Consider the following 16,732-nt stretch of genomic DNA (forward strand, 5'->3'; position numbering starts at 1 on the left):
GGATTCGTTTCGCCGAATTTCCCCCATTCACGGAGCCTGGTCGATGACGCAGCGCACACCACAGGGCAAAGCCGTTCTGGCGGCCGTAATGATCGGATCCACTCTCGCCACGAGTGCCGCCTGTACGGCGAATACGGAGTCCGTACAGGAGCGGAGACCGAAGCAGCAGAGCGAAAGACAACCGGACGGTACACGACACGGCAATCGGGACGTTCCGCCCCCCGCTCCCTCCGCGGCCGGCGGCGGCCAGCACGCACAGCGGGCCTTCACGCTCGTCGCCTCCGGGGACGTGCTCCCGCACTCCTCGATCATCCAGCGGGCCAACACCGACGCGGGCGGCGACGGCTACGACTTCGTGCCGATGTTCAAGGGGATCAGACCCGTCGTGTCCAAGGCCGATCTGGCGATCTGTCACATGGAGACGGTCTACGGCGAGAACGGCGACTACACCGGCTACCCCAGCTTCAAGTCCCCGCCCCAGATCGCCCGCGCCCTGAAGGTCACCGGCTACGACTCCTGCTCCACGGCCTCCAACCACACCCTCGACGACGGCGCCGCGGGGGTGCGCCGGACGCTCGGCGCGCTGGACAAGGCAGGCGTCAAGCACGCGGGTTCGGGGCGCACGGCCGCCGAGGGCAGGTCGCCCGCCTGGCTGCGGGCGGGCGGCGCGAAGGTGGCGCAGCTGGCGTACACGTACGGCACCAACGGATACCCCCAGCCCAAGGGCAGGCCCTGGACGGTCAACCTCATGGAGCGCGGCCGGATCATCGCGGACGCGCGCGCCGCGCGGAAGGCGGGCGCGGACGTGGTCGTGGTCTCCGCCCACTGGGGCACGGAGTGGCAGGACGCCCCGGACCGCCGCCAGCTGAGCCTCGGCAAGCAGCTCACCGCGTCCCGCACGCAGGGCCGCCCCGACATCGACCTGATCGTGGGCACCCACGCGCACGTCCCCCAGGCGTACGAGAAGGTCAACAAGACCTGGGTCGTCTACGGCATGGGCGACCAGATCGCCGGCGACATGATCAACCACGCCGGCGAGAACGACCCCCGCGGCAACCAGGGCACCCTCGGCCGCTTCACGTTCGCCCCGCCCGCGGCTCCCGGCGGACGCTGGGAGGTCAAGAAGGCCGAGTTCATCCCCCAGTGGTTCAACACGCGCACGGGGCGCGTGACCAACCTGAACGCGGCGCTGGGCCGCGGCGCGGACGTCGCCGACATCCGCGACCGGATCCGCCGGATCGTCCTGAGCCGGGGAGCGGGGAAGACCGGTCTGGTGATGGGCCAGTAGCGGGGGCCGGTAGTGGGGGCCGGTAGTGGGGTCCAGTAGTGGGGATCCGTCCGCATGTCACAGGTGTCCGGGGCCGCCTCGTCTCTGATGTGAGAGGCGGTTCGGGACATCAGGAGGGTGATGGGCATGCGGGTGTTCGTGGCCGGCGGGGCCGGGGCTGCCCTGGGACGGCGCCTGAAGCCCCAGCGCGTGACCTGGACGCGGCTGCGGCTGCGGCTGCTGGAGCGCCTGGGCGCCGGGCCGGGCTTCCGGGAGGGGCTCGGGTGAACCGGACCGAGGAGTTCGAGGAGCTGCGGCCGCTGCTGTTCGCGATCGCCTACCGGATCCTCGGCAGCGTGAGCGAGGCGGAGGACGCGGTGCAGGAGAGCTGGCTGCGCTGGGAGGCCTCCCCGGCGGAGCCGCGGTCGGCCAGGGCCTTCCTGTCGGCCGTGGTCACCCGGGTCTCGATCGACGTACTGCGCTCGGCCCGCGTGCGGCGGGAGGCGTACGTCGGGCCGTGGTTCCCCGAGCCGCTCCTGACCGACCCCTACGAGGACCCGGAGCGCTCGGCGGAGCTGGCCGATTCGCTCTCGATGGCGGCGCTGGTGCTGCTTGAGCGGCTGACCCCGCTGGAGCGCGCGGTCTTCGTGCTGCGGGAGGTGTTCGGTTTCGGCTTCCCGGAGATCGCGTCGTCCGTGGAGCGCTCGGAGGCGGCGTGCCGCCAGCTCGCCGTGCGGGCGCGGCGTCACATGGACGCGGGCAGGCCCCGGTTCGAGGCCGACCGGAAGGTGCGCGACGAACTGGCCGAGCGGTTCTTCGACGCCTTCCGGGAGGGGGACGTGGACGGGCTGCAGGAGCTCCTCGCCGCCGATGTCGCCATGGTGGGCGACAGCGGCGGCAAGGCCCCGCAGTTCGCCAGGCGCATCGTCGGCGCCGCGAACGTGGCCCGCGTGTTCGCCGCGCTCGTCCCGCAGTTCGCCCAGGTCGGCGTCGTGGTGGAGCGCCGCCGGATCAACGGCCAGCCGGGTGCCGTACTGCGCGACGAGAACGGCAAGGTCGTCAGCACGATGGTGCTCGACATCCTCGACGGCCGCATCCAGGCGATCCGCTCGGTCCTCAACCCCGACAAGCTCGCCCACATGGGCCCGGTGGCGGACGCCTGGGCCCTCAAGCGCGACGCAATCGCCCGCCGCCCCCGCCCCGACGGGGAGAGCTGACCGCGAGCCCGGTTGCCTGCCCCGAGGCCCGGCCGGGCAAGGGGCGACCGGGACCTCGGCCGACAGATCGACCGAGCCGCGCCGCCCCCACCGGACCGACGGGGAGAGGTGACGGTGAGCGTGGCCGCCGCCTGTGGGGCCGCGCGGCGGTCGGCCGGGTGGGCGTCGTCCGTGGCGGCGACGGTGGGCTGTCGGCGCGGTGGAGCTGGACATCCTCGACGGGCGGATCGGCCGGGGGCGTCGGCCCCGGCCGGTCGGCAGAGGCGACAGCAGTGCGGTCGCTCCCTCCGGGCCCCGACCGGGCGGCGGTCAGCCGGGCCCTCGACGGACAGGTCGGCCGAGGCGCGCCGCCCCCCCCGGACCGGCCGGGGGTGAGGTGGCAGCGGGCGTGGTCGCCGTTTCTGGGGTCGGGCGGGGGTCACTCGGGTGGCGTCGCGGCCGTGGGTGGGGCGGCAGGGGGCGTCGCGTGGCGGTGCCGGACATTCCTCGGTGGCGGTGGACAGGTCGGCCGAGGCGTGCCGCCCCCCGGACCGGCCGTGGGTGAGGTGGCAGCGGGCGTGGTCGCCGCCTCTGGGGCCGGGTAGGGGTCACCCGGGTGGCGTCGCGGCCGTGGGTGGGGCGGCAGGGGTGTCGGCGTGGTGGTGCCGGACATCCTCGGTGGACAGGGCGGCCGAAGCCCGGCCGGGCCGCCGGGAGGGGGGCCGTGAGCGTGGTTGCTCTCCCCGGGGGCCCGGCCGGGGCCGCCCGGCTTCAGGTGAGGCGCAGCAGCCAGCCCCGTCCCGGTTCCACCCGTATCGCCTCGCCCGGGGCGAACCTCCGTTCCGGCTGGAAGCCCTCGATCGCGGGGGCGTACGCGGCCGTGTGGCCCGAAGGGGTGGACAGGGTCACGTCCACCGGGTTCCCGGCCCAGGAGGCGAGTGCCGTCACGGTCCCTCCTGGGCCCTCCCAGGTGGTGGCCAGGACGTCGTCCCGTCCCGTTCGTACCGGAGGCGTGGTGGTGGCTCCTGCGGCCCACCAACCCGTCATCTCCGCCTCCGGCAGGCGGAGTTGGTCGAAGGCCCGCCACAGGGGGCGTACGTCCGTCATGGGGGCCCGTGCCGTCATCCCGAAGACGAGCCCGCGCCAGGGATTCCCGCCGCCCTCCAGCATCTCGCCCATCAGGCCGAAGGGGATGCCCGAGATCTCGACGAGCCAGTACGCGGGATCAGCGCCCAGGGCCCCGCCCGTGTCCGAGCCTTCGTCCGTGCCCTCGTAGTCGAAGAGCTCCCCCAGCCACAGTCGGTCCACGTACGGCAGCAGCTCCGCGTACAGGTTGGCGCTCGACGCGAAACCGTCCGGTTCGCGGAACTGGTTGCAGGAGTGCAGGTCGATCAGCGGGGGCGTCCCGCCGGTAGCGGACAGGACCTTGCGGACGCGCTTCATGGTCGTGCGGTCGTACGCCACGTCGTCCAGATAGAGACCGTCGATCCCGACGACCCGCCGCAGCCGTTCGATCCCGCTCACATAGGAGTTGTGCCACCGCGAGTCGCCGGACGTGACCACCGCGACGTCCCCCACGTCGGGCGCCACCCACCCGGGCACGTAGTCCCCGCCCAGATGCTCCCGCAGCCACGCGTGCCCGCCCCCGGGCCCCGGCGCGAAGATCTCGTCGCCCAGCGACGCGAGAACCGGCAACTCCGGTGTGTGCCGCGTCAGTTCGCGCACCGTGTCGTACACCTTGACCTGAATCCCGAGCCGGTGCGCCTCCTCGGTGTAGGAGCGCAGGGCGTCCGCGCCCAGGAGCGGGTCGTTGATGTACGGATTGGGCGGCGTCGCATGGTGCAGATTGGCGACGTTCGCGCCGTACTCGGCGATCTCCGGGGGAGAGGCGTACGCGTGGAAGTACCGCTCGGACAGCTGCCGCGCCGGTTCGAGCGGCTTGAACGGCGTCAGGAGCAGCCGGAACTCGAAGCACCGGCTCTCGCCGGCGCGCAGCGCGAGCGGCCCGCTGAAGGCGGAGAGGGTGCGCACCCCCTCGCCGGTGCGCAGCCGCACCCCGCCCGCCCCGTCGCCCGCCCAGGAGTGCGGTGTGCGCAGGGGCTTCTCCCGGTAGTAGTTGGTGTTGAGCGGCCGCGCGTAGTGCTCGTCGCGCAGGCTGAGCTGGAGCCCCGCCGCCGGGTCGCCGAGCCAGAACGCGTCCTGGTTGCGGGTGGGCGTGTCCCAGCTCCAGTCGTACGCCGCCGGGCACGCGCGGCCCGTCAGGCCGAGCCCCATCGCGTACCGCGCGACCTCCTCGCGGACCGGCACGTCCAGCGTCACGTCGAGCTCGGTGTCGGCGGTGGCCTCGACCGTGGCGCGCACCACGAGGAAGCCGTCGGCCTCCAACTCGCCCTCGGTGCGCAGGAGTACGTCCCGTCCGGCACCCCGCGCCGACCAGCCCACCCGCGCCGGGCCGAGCCGGTCCAGGCTGAGCGGCCCATGCTCCAGGGGGCGGCCGATGTCCAGCGTGACGGGCGCGGCGAGCAGGTCACGCGGCGGTCCGTCGGCGCGCGTGACGGTCGGTGTGAAGGTGGAGACGAGCCGCCGGGGGAGCCCCTGCGGGCCGAGCTCGACCGTGCGGCCGAGGATGGTCAGGCGCTGCCCTCTCGCCTCGTCCGCCGCCGCCTCGACCGGGGTGAAGGGGGCCACCGGCTCGTCGTCCTGCGCGAGCGCCGAGTCCAGCCATCCGAGCCGCGACAGCCGCCACGGCTCACCGGCGCCTCCGTCGGCGACGAGGTCCGGGCCGACGGTGAGGCGCAGCGGCAGCACTCGCTCCGGGGCGCCGGGCGCACGGACGGCGATCTCCCCCTCGTACAGGCCGGGTTGAGCGTCCTCGGGGATCTGGGCACCGAACCACAGGGCCCCCGCCCGGCCCCCGTCGACTGTCACGCGCCGCTCGAAGGCCCGGCCGCGCGCGTCGATGCCGCCCGTGCTGAGGCACCGTACGGCGAAGGGCAGCCCCCGGATCTCGCCGACCACGTCCGTCAGCCCCTGGAACGCGTACACGCCGACCTGCACCGCGTAGAACTCACCGCGGTCCGCCGTGACGTCGAGCGGTGCGAAGGGAGTGGCCAGCGCCCAGCGCGCGGGCAGCCGTCGGTAGCGGCCGAGCGGATGGGCGCGGTCTTCGCCGAAGAGGAGGAATTGCTCCTCCGCGTAGGCCTGTTGGAGTCGCGCGCGCTCGTCCGCCGTGGCCGCGAAGCCGAGCGGCGCGAAGGAGTCGACCGCGCTCGCCGCCTCGTAGCCGAAGGCCTCGGCGCGCGGCAGCTTCTCCCAGCCGTCGGCGTCGTGCAGGCCGCAGCGGTGCACCCAGCCGGGGTCGGCCGTCTGTGTCGCAGGCCGGTAGGCGGCCTGCGGGTAGTAGGGCTTGCCCGTGTGCGCGTACGGGAGATAGTGCACGGCGTAGGTGCCGGGACCGTCCGCCGGTTCGAAGGCGATGCGCCCCGTCTCGTCCGTCACCTCCACGGCCACGGTGTTGCGCACGCGCTCCCCGGACGGTCCGACGACGATCACGTCCACCACGCCGGTGCCCATATCCTGGCGGCGCCAGGGCAGTTCGGCCGCGACGGCCGGGGCCGTGCAGTCGGTGGTGTCGGCGCGTACGAGAAGGCGGTGGTTGCCGTAGACGTCGCTGTCCCAGGAGCCGATTCCGCATGCCAGCTCCGGATGACCAGTCTCACCCATCTGTGCTCCCCCAAGGGCGCTATTTATTAGGTAAGTTTCTCAATCGCTCCGGGTCACCCTGGAGATCAACCGATCGCGCTGTCAAGGGGGACGCCGTGAAGAGTGGGGACCCGTCGCTGCTGCGCCGCCTGAACGCGGCCGCGGCCCTGCGCGTGCTGCGCGAGCGTGACGAGATCACCGTGCCCGAACTGGCCACCCTCATCGGTGTGTCGAGGCCCACGGCACAGGACCTCACGGCCCAGCTCCTGCGCGAGGGCCGCCTGGTGGAGCTGACGCCGGGCAGCGGGAGCGTGGGCAGGCCCGCCCGCAGGTTCCGCTTCCGGGCCGAGGCCGCGCACGTCCTGGGCGTGGACATCGGCGCGCACAAGATCCTGGTGCACGCCGCCGACCTGCTCGGCCGCACCGTGGCCACCCAGCGTGTCGCCGTCACGCCCGAACTCCCCGCCGACCGGCGCCTGGACGCTGTCCGCGAGGCGATCGCGGGCTGCCTGGGCAAGCCCGCCGCGGCGAACGTGCACCCGCTGGCGACCGGCGTCGGCACCAGCGGCATGGTGGACGCCGCCGGCCGGGTGGTGGAGAGCGACTCACTGCCCCAGTGGACCGGCCTCGACCTCACCCGCGAACTCGCCGACCCGGTCCATGGACCCGTCGTCGTAGGCAACGACATCCAGCTCGCGACCCTCGCCGAGTGCACCGGGGGAGTGTCGGTGGGCACCGGCGACTGCGTGTACCTGTACGTCGGCAACCGGCTCGGCATCGGCCTGTGGCTCCGCGGCGAGCTGTACCGCGGACACCGCGGCGCGGCGGGGGAGATGGTCGCCGGAGACGGCTGGGAGCGGTGCTACCAGCGGCTCCTCGACTGGTTCGCGGGACACCAGGGCGCGGACAGGCCCACCCGCGAGAACGCCGCACGCGCGGTGGTGACCGCCGCCGCAGCGGGGGACGGCGGCGCCAAGTACACCCTGCGCGCCTTCGCCGAGGCGCTCGCGGACAGCCTGGCCCGCCACGTCGCCGTACTCGACCCGCAGTCCGTGGTGCTCGGCGGCGGCATCTCCCGTGCGGGCGCCCTGCTCAGCGAGCCGTTCGCGGAGCGGCTCGGCGCGCTCTGCCCCTACCGGCCGACGGTCCAAACCTCCCTACTCGGCGAGGAATCCACCGCAATCGGGGCAGCTCGCCTCGCACTGGAACACATCGATCACGCCGCGCAGAAAAGTCCAACTCTCTAGGACCCGAAGGTGGTTGACGGGCGGGAGCCACGCTTCGATGATGTGGCTCTCTTTCGGCAAGTTGGCTTCTTAATTGGCCGGCTCTCGACGGCCGTCCCGGCTGTCGGCTGCCACTTTTCTGTTCCGTCGTGCCGCCAGGCCAGGGAGTACGTGTGACATCCCCAGCAACGCAACGCAGGCCACGCGCCGCGTCGCCGCCACCACCCGGATCGGATCCGAAGTCCCCGGGCCCGCCGCGCCACCGCCGCGCCCCGCTCCTGGTCCGACTGCGCAACAACTGGGTGATGCTCGCCCTCATGGCCCCCGGCCTGCTGTTCTTCCTGTTCTTCTTCTACGTGCCGATGCTCGGCAACGTCATCGCCTTCCAGGACTACCAGCCCTTCATCGGCTTCAAGGACAGCCCCCTGGTGGGCCTGGCCAACTTCCAGGAGCTCTTCGCCGACCCGGCGTTCTGGGAGGCGGTCCGCAACACCCTGGCGTTCGCCGCGCTGCAGCTGATCTTCTTCTTCCCGGCGCCGCTGGCCCTGGCCCTGCTCATCAACAGCCTGGTCAGCCCGCGCATCAAGAAGTTCGTGCAGAGCGTCGTCTATCTGCCGCACTTCATCTCCTGGGTCCTGGTCGTCGCGCTGTTCCAGCAAGTACTCGGCGGCGCGGGCCTGTTCAGCAACTATCTGCGCGATCACGGCATGTCCGCCCTGGACGTGATGACCGACCCCGACACCTTCTCCCTCCTCATCACCGGCCAGGTGATCTGGAAGGACATCGGCTGGGGAATGATCATTTACCTGGCGGCGCTCGCGAGCGTCGACCAGAGCCTGTACGAGTCGGCGGCCGTGGACGGAGCGGGACGCTGGCGACGCATGTGGCACGTCACCCTGCCCGCCGTACGCGGCGTCACGATCATGCTGCTCGTGCTGCGCCTCGGCGACGTGCTGTCCGTCGGCTTCGAGCAGTTCCTGCTCCAGCGCGATGCGGTCGGCGCCCGCGCCTCGGAAGTCCTCGACACGTACATCTACTACCACGGCGTCGTCTACGGCGACTGGGGCGTCGGCGCCGCCGCGGGCCTGGTCAAGGGCGTCATCGGAGCCTTGATGATCTACGGCGCCAACAAGGTCGCCCACGCCTTCGGAGAGCACGGGGTGTACAGCAAATGAGCAGCTTCGGATTCCCCTTGCGCACCCCGCGGACCCGCGAGGAGCGGCCCGCCTGGGAAGAGCCCCCGTCGAAGATCGGTTCGACCGCCAAGGCCGTCGTCATCACCGTCATCTGCGCCGTGATGATCCTGCCGTTCCTCACGGTCCTCTCCACGAGCCTGGCCTCCCGCGAGGAGATCACCGAGGCGGGCGGCTTCGTCCTCTTCCCCACGGACCCGACCCTGGAGGCGTACCGCACGATCCTCTCCGGCGGCATCGTCTCCCGCGCCGTCGTCGTCAGCGTCCTGATCACCCTCGTCGGCACCGCCCTCTCGCTCCTGACGACGATCGCGCTCGCCTACGGCCTCAGCAAGCGCGGCGTCCCCGGCAGCAAGCCGATCCTCCTGGCGGTGCTCTTCACGCTGCTCTTCGTGCCGGGCATGGTGCCGATGTACGTGGTGGTCAAGGAGCTCGGACTCCTGGACTCCTACTGGTCGCTGATCCTGCCCGTCATGATCAACGCCTTCAATCTCGTCGTCCTGCGGGCGTTCTTCATGAACATCCCCGAGGAGCTGTACCAGGCGGCGCGGATCGACGGCGCGGGCGACTGGCGCATCCTGACCCGCATCGTGCTCCCGCTCTCCAAAGGCGTCGTCGCCGTCGTCGGCCTCTTCTACGCCGTGACGTACTGGAACGCCTTCTTCAACGCGATGCTCTATCTGAACGACTCGGGCAAGTGGCCCATCCAGCTGGTCCTGCGGACCTATGTGGTGCAGGGCAAGTCCATCTCGGGCGACCAGCTCGGCGTCAGCCACATGCCGCCCCAGCAGTCGATCTCCATGGCCGTCGTCATGATCGCGCTCATCCCGATCCTGCTGCTCTTCCCGTTCCTGCAGAAGTACTTCACCAAGGGCGTGCTCACCGGCGCCATCAAGGGCTGAACGTCCGTCCCCTCACACCCCCTTCTCCTGCCACTCCCTTCCCCCGACACCCCTGCCCCCTGACACCTTTCGCGGAGATTCCCATGACAGGCATGTCCCGACGCACCTTCCTCAGCCTCTCCACGGCCGTCGCGGCGGGCGCGGCCGCCACCTCCCTGACGGGCTGCGGCTCGGGCGCGAAGAAGACGGGCGAGGCGGCATCGTCGAAGGTGAAGCTGCCTTCGTACGTTCCCTTCGGCAAGGTCAAGCCCGACCTGCCGCCGAACGCGAAGGGCCTCTCGGCCGGGTTCCTCTCGTATCCCGAGAAGCTGGTGCGCAGCGTCCCCAAGCCCCCGGGCGACGGATCGAAGATCACGATGCTGACCGAGATCTGGACGCAGCCGCCGGCCCCGGCGGGCTCCAACGCGCACTGGAAGAAGGTGAACAAGGAGCTCGGTGTCGAGCTGGAGGCGATCTTGGGCACCGACCCCGGCTACGAGGAGAAGTTCTCCGCCGTCGTCGCGGGCGGCGACCTGCCCGACCTGATGTGGATACCGCCGAACCAGGGCATCCAGCACATCGCCGAACTCCTGGAAGCCAAGTGCGCCGACATCACCGAGTACGTGTCGGGCGACGCGGTGAAGGACTATCCGAACCTCGCCGCGATGACCCCCGCGCACTGGAAGACGGCGGTCGTCAACGGAAAGATCTGGGGCGCTCCCAGCCCGTATCCGGCCGTGGGCCAGGTCTACGGCGGAAACCCGAAGGTGTGGGAGAAGGCGGAGGGCCTCTCGGCGAGCAGCCCCGAGGAGTTCCTCGCCAAGTGCAAGGAGGTCACGGGCGGCAAGGTCTGGGCCCTGGAGCCGATCTACGTCAACGCGGCCGGCGTGCTGAGCCAGTGTTTCGGCGCACCCAACAAGTGGCGCCGGAACAAGGACGGTTCGCTCACCTGGTGGCAGGAGACCGACGAGTACACCGAAGCGCTGAACTTCGTCCTCAAGCTGAAGAAGGCCGGGGTCTTCTACCCCGGCAACCCCAACATGGCCGACGCGAACACCAAGCTGGCCCAGGGTTCGATCGGCGCGGTCGTCTTCGCCAACCCGTTCAACGCGCGCAAGGACATCCGCGTCCAGGACCCCGGCCTCGCCACCGAGATCCTGATCCCGTTCGGCGCCGGCGGCAACAAGCCCAAGCACCACTACCACCTCGGCACGATCGGCTACACGGCCGTCAAGAAGGGCGACGAGAAGCGCGTGCGCATGCTGCTCGGCGTGCTCGACTACCTGGCGGCGCCGTTCGGCACCAAAGAGCGCGAGTTCCTCGAATTCGGCACGGAGGGTGCGGACTTCAGCTACGACAAGAACGGCTTCCCGGAGCGCTCGACGACGGGCAAGAAGCAGGTCGAAGGCCTCTTCAGCGGCCTGACCACGGCCACCACCTCGCCCTTCGCCCTCGTCGCGTCGACCTTCCCGGGCTCCGAACGCGCCCGGGACGTCAAGGACGTCTACGCCGCCGAGCAGAAGCTCATCGAGACCGCCGTGCAGAACCCGGCGGTCGGCCACTACTCGGACGCGTACACCCAGCACTACGGCCGCATGTCCACCGAGGCCAAGGACCTCGTCAACGACATCGTGGGCGGCCGCAAGAAGCTGAGCGAGTGGAAGCCGTTCTGGGCCCAGTGGCGGGACAAGGGCTTGGAGCAGATGGCGCGGGAGTACCAGAAGTCCATCGAGCAGAGCTCCTGACGAGCTCCTGACCCGCCCCGCTACGGCGCGCGGTCGGCCTTGGCCAGCTCCGACTTCCGGTACGAGTACGCGAAGTAGATGACCAGGCCGACCGCGAACCACACCGCGAACCGCACCCACGTCTGCCACTGGAGGAACGTGATCAGCCAGATGGAGAAGACGACCCCGATGGCGGGGACGACCGGCATCCCGGGGCAGCGGAACGTGCGCGGCAGATCGGGCTGCTTGTAGCGCAGCACGATCACTGCGATGCAGACCACGATGAACGCCAACAGGATTCCGATGTTGGTCAGTTCGGCCGCCTCGCCGATCGGCAGGAACCCGGCGATGGCGGCCGACGCGAACCCGACGATCCACGTCACGCGCGTCGGCACGTGCCGGGTCGGGTGGGTCTTGGCGAACCACTTCGGCAGCAGCCCGTCGCGCGACATGCTGAACCACACGCGGGTGACGCCGAGCATGAAGGTGAACATCACGGTGAGGATGCCGATGATCGCGCCGACCGCGATGACGTCGGCGAGACCGCCGAGTCCCACCGACTTGAACGCGGTGGAGAATCCGCTCTCCGGGTCGATGTCCTTGTAGTTCTGCATGCCCGTCAGGACCAGGCAGGCCAGGACGTACAGGACCATCGAGATCGCCAGCGAGTAGAGGATCGCCTTCGGCATGTGGCGCTGCGCGTCCTTGGACTCCTCGGCCGCCGTGCTCATGGCGTCGTAACCGAACACGGCGAAGAAGACCGTGGCCGCGCCCGTGAACGCCCCGCTGACGCCGAAGGGGAAGAACGGCTCGTAGTTGCCGGTGTTGATGTGGAAGAACCCGACCGCGATCACCACGAGCACGACGATGACCTTCAGCACGACCACGATCATCTCGAAGCGCGCCGCGTTCTTGATGCCCAGGGTCAGCAGATAGGCGATGAGCAGGCAGAGCACGGCGGCGAACAGGTCGACCTTGTGGCCGTCCCCGGTGCCGGGCGCCCCCAGCATCCAGGTGGGCAGCTGGGCGCCCATGTCGTTGAGGAGGAAGTTGAAGTAGCCCGAGATGCCGATCGCGACCACCGCCACGATCGCCGTGTACTCGAGCAGCAGGTCCCAGCCGATGAACCAGCCGGTGAGTTCGCCGAGCACGACATAGCCGTACGTGTACGCCGATCCGGCCTTCGGGATCAGGCCCGCGAACTCGGCGTACGAGAAGGCCGCGGCGGCGCTCGCGACACCGGCGATGAGGAAGGAGATGAGGACGGCGGGCCCGGCCGTGCCGTTGGCCACCGTCCCGGCGAGGGTGAAGATACCGGCGCCGATGATGCCGCCGACGCCGATCGCGGTGAGCTGCCAGAGGCCGAGCGAGCGGGCGAGTCCGCCGCCCTCCGCGCCTTCGGTCTCATCGATGCTTTCGATGGGCTTGCGGCGCATGACGCCCTGTCCCATCCGGAGTCCCGCCATGAGCTCCACCTTTTCGCAGACGGCAGTCGGCTGATGGCGGATCATGATGGCGCAGGCATGCGCATGACGGAAGACGCCACACCCCTCGCACCGGTGAGGGTTCAGCACTCTGGCGGGTGCGGGTTACGGCACCACGGTGACGGGCCAGCGGCCCGCCTTGACCAGGCGTACCGCGACCGAGCCGACGATACGGTGGCCCGCCTGCTCGGAGGCGCCGACGACCACGGCGTCGGCCTTGAGGTCGTCCGCGGCGGTGACCAGACCGCTGAAGGGGTCGCCGCGGAAGGTGTGGAACTCCCAGCGCACGTCGAATATGTCCTTCACCCGCTCGGCCGCCTCCCTGATCTCGGTGATCAGCCCCTCCGCGATCTCGTCGGTCGTCTCGGCCACCGGGGCGCCGAGGGCGGCGCCCGCGGCCATCACCGGCTGGACGTAGACGACGGCGAGCAGCGCGTGCTGCCGCCGCGCCAGACCCCCGGCATATGCCGCGGCCCGGAGCGAGGAGTCCGAACCGTCGACACCGACGACGATCACCTTCGGCCCGTCGGTACCGCGTTCGAACTGGTGGGAGTGGTCTTCAGTCACGCCGAGAGGCTATCGGAGGCGGTCGGCAGCCCTCGTCGAGGGCAGGCGTTCCGTGAGGGGCACGAGGCCCGGCCGCCGGGCGCCGAGATCCGAGGCGGGACCAGGCCTCGACGAGCGGGCAGGCCGAGGCCTTCCTAGGGTCGGTCCATGAGCACCAGCGTGCAGAGCCAGGGGCCAGCGCCGCAGCGGGGTGCGAGAGACCGCTTCCTGAGACACGTGCCGGAAGGCTTCGCCACCTTCTTCGGCACCCTGGGCCTCTTCTGCGCGATCCTCGCGGTCATCGGCCCGCTGCGCCACCTCCTGCGCCCGGTGGTCCGCGTCCTGGACCTCCTCACGGTCCCGGTGAGCCCCAACCTCGCGTACGCCGTCTTCCTCTTCCTCCTCGCGGCGGCGACGGCGGCCCGCAAGAAGGTCGCCTGGTGGCTCGTCATCGTCTACCTGGGCCTCCTCCTCGCCTTCGACGTGCTCGGCATCGCCCTCGGCTACTGGGCGGACTCGCTGCCCTCGCTCATCGTCTGCGGCATCGCCTTCGTCCTGCTGGTCCTGGCCCGCAGGGAGTTCTCCGCGGACTCCCGCAGGGGCGCCGTCCGGCGGGCCGTCCTCGTGCTCGTCGCGGGCCTCGCCGTGGCGATCCTGGTCGGCTGGGGGCTCGTCGCGCTCTTCCCGGGTACGTTGCCGCGCGGCGAGGCCCTGCCGTGGGCGGCGAACCGGGTCTGCGGCGGGCTCTTCACCGGCCACGACTACTTCGACGGCAGGCCCCCGCGCGCCCTGCACTTCTGGCTCGGCCTCTTCGGCGCCCTCGCCCTCCTGAACGCCGCCGCGGCGCTCTTCCGCTCCCAGCGCATGGAAGCCGCCCTGCACGGCGACGAGGAACCCCGCATCCGTGCGCTCCTTGGCACCTACGGAGCCCAGGACTCGCTCGGCTACTTCGCCACCCGGCGCGACAAGGCCGTCGTCTTCTCGCCCAGCGGCAAGGCCGCCGTCACCTACCGCGTCGAGGCGGGCGTCTGCCTGGCCAGCGGCGACCCCGTCGGCGACCGCGAGGCCTGGCCGCACGCGATCGGCGCCTGGCTGGACGTGGCCCGGCAGTACGCCTGGGCGCCCGCGGTGATGGGCGCCTCCGAGGAGGGCGCCACCGCGTACGCACGCTCCGGGCTCGGCGCCCTCCAGCTCGGCGACGAGGCGATCCTGCACGTCGCGGACTTCGACCTGGACGGCCGCGACATGCGCGTCACGCGGCAGGCGGTGAACCGCGTCCGCCGCACCGGCGCCACCACCCGCATCCGCCGCCACTCCACCCTCACCGACGAGGAGATGGAGGAGATCATCGACAAGGCGGACGCCTGGCGGGACACCGAGACCGAGCGCGGCTTCTCCATGGCGCTCGACCGGCTCGGCGACCCCGAGGACGGCGACTGCCTGCTCGTGGAGGCCCTGGACGCCGACGGCCGGCTCATCGCCCTGCTCTCGCTCGTCCCCTGGGGCAAGGACGGCATCTCGCTCGACCTGATGCGCCGCGACCGGGCGACCGCGCCCAACGGCGTGATGGAGTTCATGGTCGCCGAACTCTGCGCGGGCGCGGGCAAGTCCGGGGTGCGCCGCATCTCCCTGAACTTCGCCGTGTTCCGCTCGGTCTTCGAGGAGGGCGCCCGCATCGGCGCCGGACCCGTCCTGCGGCTGTGGCGCAAGCTGCTGCTCTTCTTCTCCAAGTGGTGGCAGCTCGAAGCGCTCTACCGCTCCAACGCCAAGTACCACCCCGAGTGGTACCCCCGCTTCATCTGTTACGGCGACGCCGGAGCCCTCGCCCGCATCAGCCTCGCCTCGGGCATCGCGGAGGGCTTCGTCTCCGTGCCCTCGCTGCGCACGCTCTGGGGCAAGGGCCACAAGCCCAGGGGCGTCACCAAGCCCACGAGCACGGCGGGCCTCCCGCCGATCTCCGCCCTCGGCCTCGCGGGACAAGAGGGCGCCGCGGACGCCGACCCGCTGGCCGCGCTGCCCGACCAGGTCCGCATCCGCCACCGCAAGCTCGACCGGCTGCGCGCCGACGGCGTCGATCCCTACCCCGTGGGCCCGGCGCCGCGCACCCACACCCTCGCCGACGTGACGCCCGCCCTGACGGGCGAGCAGGTCACGGTCGCGGGCCGCGTCATGCTCGTACGCGACTTCGGCGGGGTCGTCTTCGCCGTCCTGCGCGACTGGTCCGGCGACCGTCAACTCGCCCTGACCCGTGACCGGTCGGGGCCGGGCGTCCTGGGCCGCTTCACCTCCGGCACCGACATCGGCGACCACATCACCGCCACCGGCACGGTCGGCGCCAGCGACAAGGGCGAACTCACCGTCTTCGTCACCGGCTGGCAGCTCACCGGCAAGTGCCTGCGCCCGCTGCCCGACAAGCACCGCGGTCTGGCCGACCCCGAGGCCAAGGTCCGGCGCCGCTACCTCGACCTGGTCGTGAGCCCCGGCGCCCGCGACGTCGTCCGGGCCCGCTCCACCGCCGTACAGGCACTGCGCCAGGGCCTGTTGGACCGCGGCTATCTCGAGGTCGAGACCCCGATGCTCCAGCAGATCCACGGCGGCGCCAACGCCCGCCCCTTCACCACCCACATCAACGCCTACGACCTCGACCTGTATCTGCGCATCGCGCCCGAGCTGTATCTGAAGCGGCTCTGCGTCGGCGGCATGGAGAAGGTCTTCGAGATGGGCCGCACCTTCCGCAACGAAGGGGTGAGCTACAAACACAACCCCGAGTTCACGATGCTGGAGGCCTACCAGGCGTTCGCCGACTACGACGTGATGCTCGACCTCACCCGCGAACTCATCCAGGGCGCCGCCACCGCCGCCTTCGGCGCACCCGTCGCCCGCAAGGCCGACGAGGACGGGCGGCTCACCGAGCACGACATCTCCGGGCCCTGGCCGGTCAAGACGGTCTACGGCGCGATCTCCGAGGCGCTGGGCGAAGAGGTCGACGCGGACACCCCGCTGCCGGGGCTGCACCGCCTCTGCGACCGCGCCCACGTCCCGTACCAGGCGGACGACGGCCGCGGTGACGTCGTACTGGAGATGTACGAGCGCCTCGTCGAGGAGAAGACGACGCTGCCCACCTTCTACAAGGACTTCCCGACCGACGTCTCCCCGCTGACCCGCCAGCACCGCACCGACCCGCGCCTCGCCGAACGCTGGGACCTGGTCGCCTTCGGCACCGAACTGGGCACCGCCTACTCGGAGTTGACCGACCCCGTCGAGCAGCGCCGCCGCCTCACCGCGCAGTCGCTGCTCGCCGCCGGGGGAGACCCGGAGGCCATGGAACTGGACGAGGACTTCCTCGACGCCCTGGAGTACGCGATGCCGCCCACCGGCGGGCTCGGCATCGGCGTCGACCGGCTCGTCATGTTCCTCACCGGCCTGACGATCCGGGAGACGCTGCCCTTCCCGCTGGTGCGCCGCCGCTGACCCCCTCGCTCCTGCTGGTCCCATCGGGTGCTTTCGCGGCCC

General features: G+C 71.1%; 11 protein-coding genes. 8 read left to right on the top strand and 3 right to left on the bottom strand.

Features of this window, described 5'->3' with window-relative positions; translation table 11 throughout:
- Window positions 1–43 precede the first annotated feature (43 nt).
- The 3 genes from ACIGXX_RS38885 (at window position 44) to ACIGXX_RS38895 (ending at window position 2,484) form a co-directional block, all read left to right on the top strand.
- Window positions 44–1,288: a CapA family protein gene (locus ACIGXX_RS38885; protein ID WP_399983099.1), complete on the top strand. Its 1,245-nt coding sequence runs from the start codon at window positions 44–46 to the stop codon at window positions 1,286–1,288.
- Between the two features lie 126 nt (window positions 1,289–1,414).
- Window positions 1,415–1,555: a hypothetical protein gene (locus tag ACIGXX_RS38890; protein ID WP_399983102.1), complete on the top strand. Its 141-nt coding sequence runs from the start codon at window positions 1,415–1,417 to the stop codon at window positions 1,553–1,555.
- Window positions 1,552–2,484, top strand: coding sequence for an RNA polymerase sigma-70 factor (locus tag ACIGXX_RS38895; protein WP_361473378.1), 933 nt, complete (start codon window positions 1,552–1,554; stop codon window positions 2,482–2,484). The genes ACIGXX_RS38890 and ACIGXX_RS38895 overlap by 4 nt, the downstream gene beginning before the upstream one ends.
- 750 nt (window positions 2,485–3,234) lie before the next feature.
- On the opposite strand, the gene ACIGXX_RS38900 is transcribed toward ACIGXX_RS38895, so the two are convergent.
- Complete coding sequence (locus tag ACIGXX_RS38900) at window positions 3,235–6,186, bottom strand: glycoside hydrolase domain-containing protein (RefSeq protein WP_399983106.1); 2,952 nt, start codon at window positions 6,184–6,186, stop codon at window positions 3,235–3,237.
- 95 nt (window positions 6,187–6,281) lie between these two features.
- Between ACIGXX_RS38900 and ACIGXX_RS38905 the strand changes: the two genes are divergently transcribed.
- The 4 genes from ACIGXX_RS38905 to ACIGXX_RS38920 all read left to right on the top strand — a co-directional run bounded on the left by ACIGXX_RS38905 (window position 6,282) and on the right by ACIGXX_RS38920 (window position 11,210).
- A complete protein-coding gene (locus ACIGXX_RS38905) occupies window positions 6,282–7,412 on the top strand; it encodes an ROK family protein (RefSeq protein ID WP_399983109.1) in 1,131 nt (376 codons plus the stop codon).
- A 152-nt stretch (window positions 7,413–7,564) separates the two neighbouring features.
- Window positions 7,565–8,566: an ABC transporter permease subunit gene (locus tag ACIGXX_RS38910; protein ID WP_351164131.1), complete on the top strand. Its 1,002-nt coding sequence runs from the start codon at window positions 7,565–7,567 to the stop codon at window positions 8,564–8,566.
- Window positions 8,563–9,486 carry a carbohydrate ABC transporter permease gene (locus ACIGXX_RS38915; protein WP_351164132.1) on the top strand — a complete coding sequence of 308 codons (924 nt, stop codon included), beginning with the start codon at window positions 8,563–8,565 and terminating at the stop codon, window positions 9,484–9,486. The genes ACIGXX_RS38910 and ACIGXX_RS38915 overlap by 4 nt, the downstream gene beginning before the upstream one ends.
- A gap of 92 nt (window positions 9,487–9,578) precedes the next feature.
- Entirely contained in the window at window positions 9,579–11,210 is a 1,632-nt protein-coding gene (locus ACIGXX_RS38920) for an extracellular solute-binding protein (protein ID WP_399983114.1), read from the top strand.
- A 20-nt stretch (window positions 11,211–11,230) separates the two neighbouring features.
- Here ACIGXX_RS38920 and ACIGXX_RS38925 read toward each other — a convergent pair whose 3' ends face one another.
- Together ACIGXX_RS38925 and ACIGXX_RS38930 are read right to left on the bottom strand one after the other, a co-directional pair.
- On the bottom strand, window positions 11,231–12,655 hold the full coding sequence (locus tag ACIGXX_RS38925) for an amino acid permease (RefSeq protein WP_351164134.1): 1,425 nt from the start codon (window positions 12,653–12,655) through the stop codon (window positions 11,231–11,233).
- Window positions 12,656–12,778: 123 nt separating this feature from the next.
- The gene (locus ACIGXX_RS38930; protein ID WP_351164136.1) at window positions 12,779–13,240 is read right to left on the bottom strand and encodes a universal stress protein; all 462 of its coding nucleotides are present in this window, start codon (window positions 13,238–13,240) and stop codon (window positions 12,779–12,781) included.
- A gap of 147 nt (window positions 13,241–13,387) precedes the next feature.
- On the opposite strand from ACIGXX_RS38930, the gene lysX reads away from it, so the two are divergent.
- A complete protein-coding gene (gene lysX, locus ACIGXX_RS38935; RefSeq protein ID WP_399983119.1) occupies window positions 13,388–16,690 on the top strand; it encodes a bifunctional lysylphosphatidylglycerol synthetase/lysine--tRNA ligase LysX in 3,303 nt (1,100 codons plus the stop codon).
- The last annotated feature ends 42 nt before the right edge of the window (window positions 16,691–16,732 follow it).

Origin of the sequence: Streptomyces sp. NPDC055243 (assembly GCF_044544025.1) — a bacterium.
Taxonomy (GTDB): Bacteria; Actinomycetota; Actinomycetes; order Streptomycetales; family Streptomycetaceae; genus Streptomyces.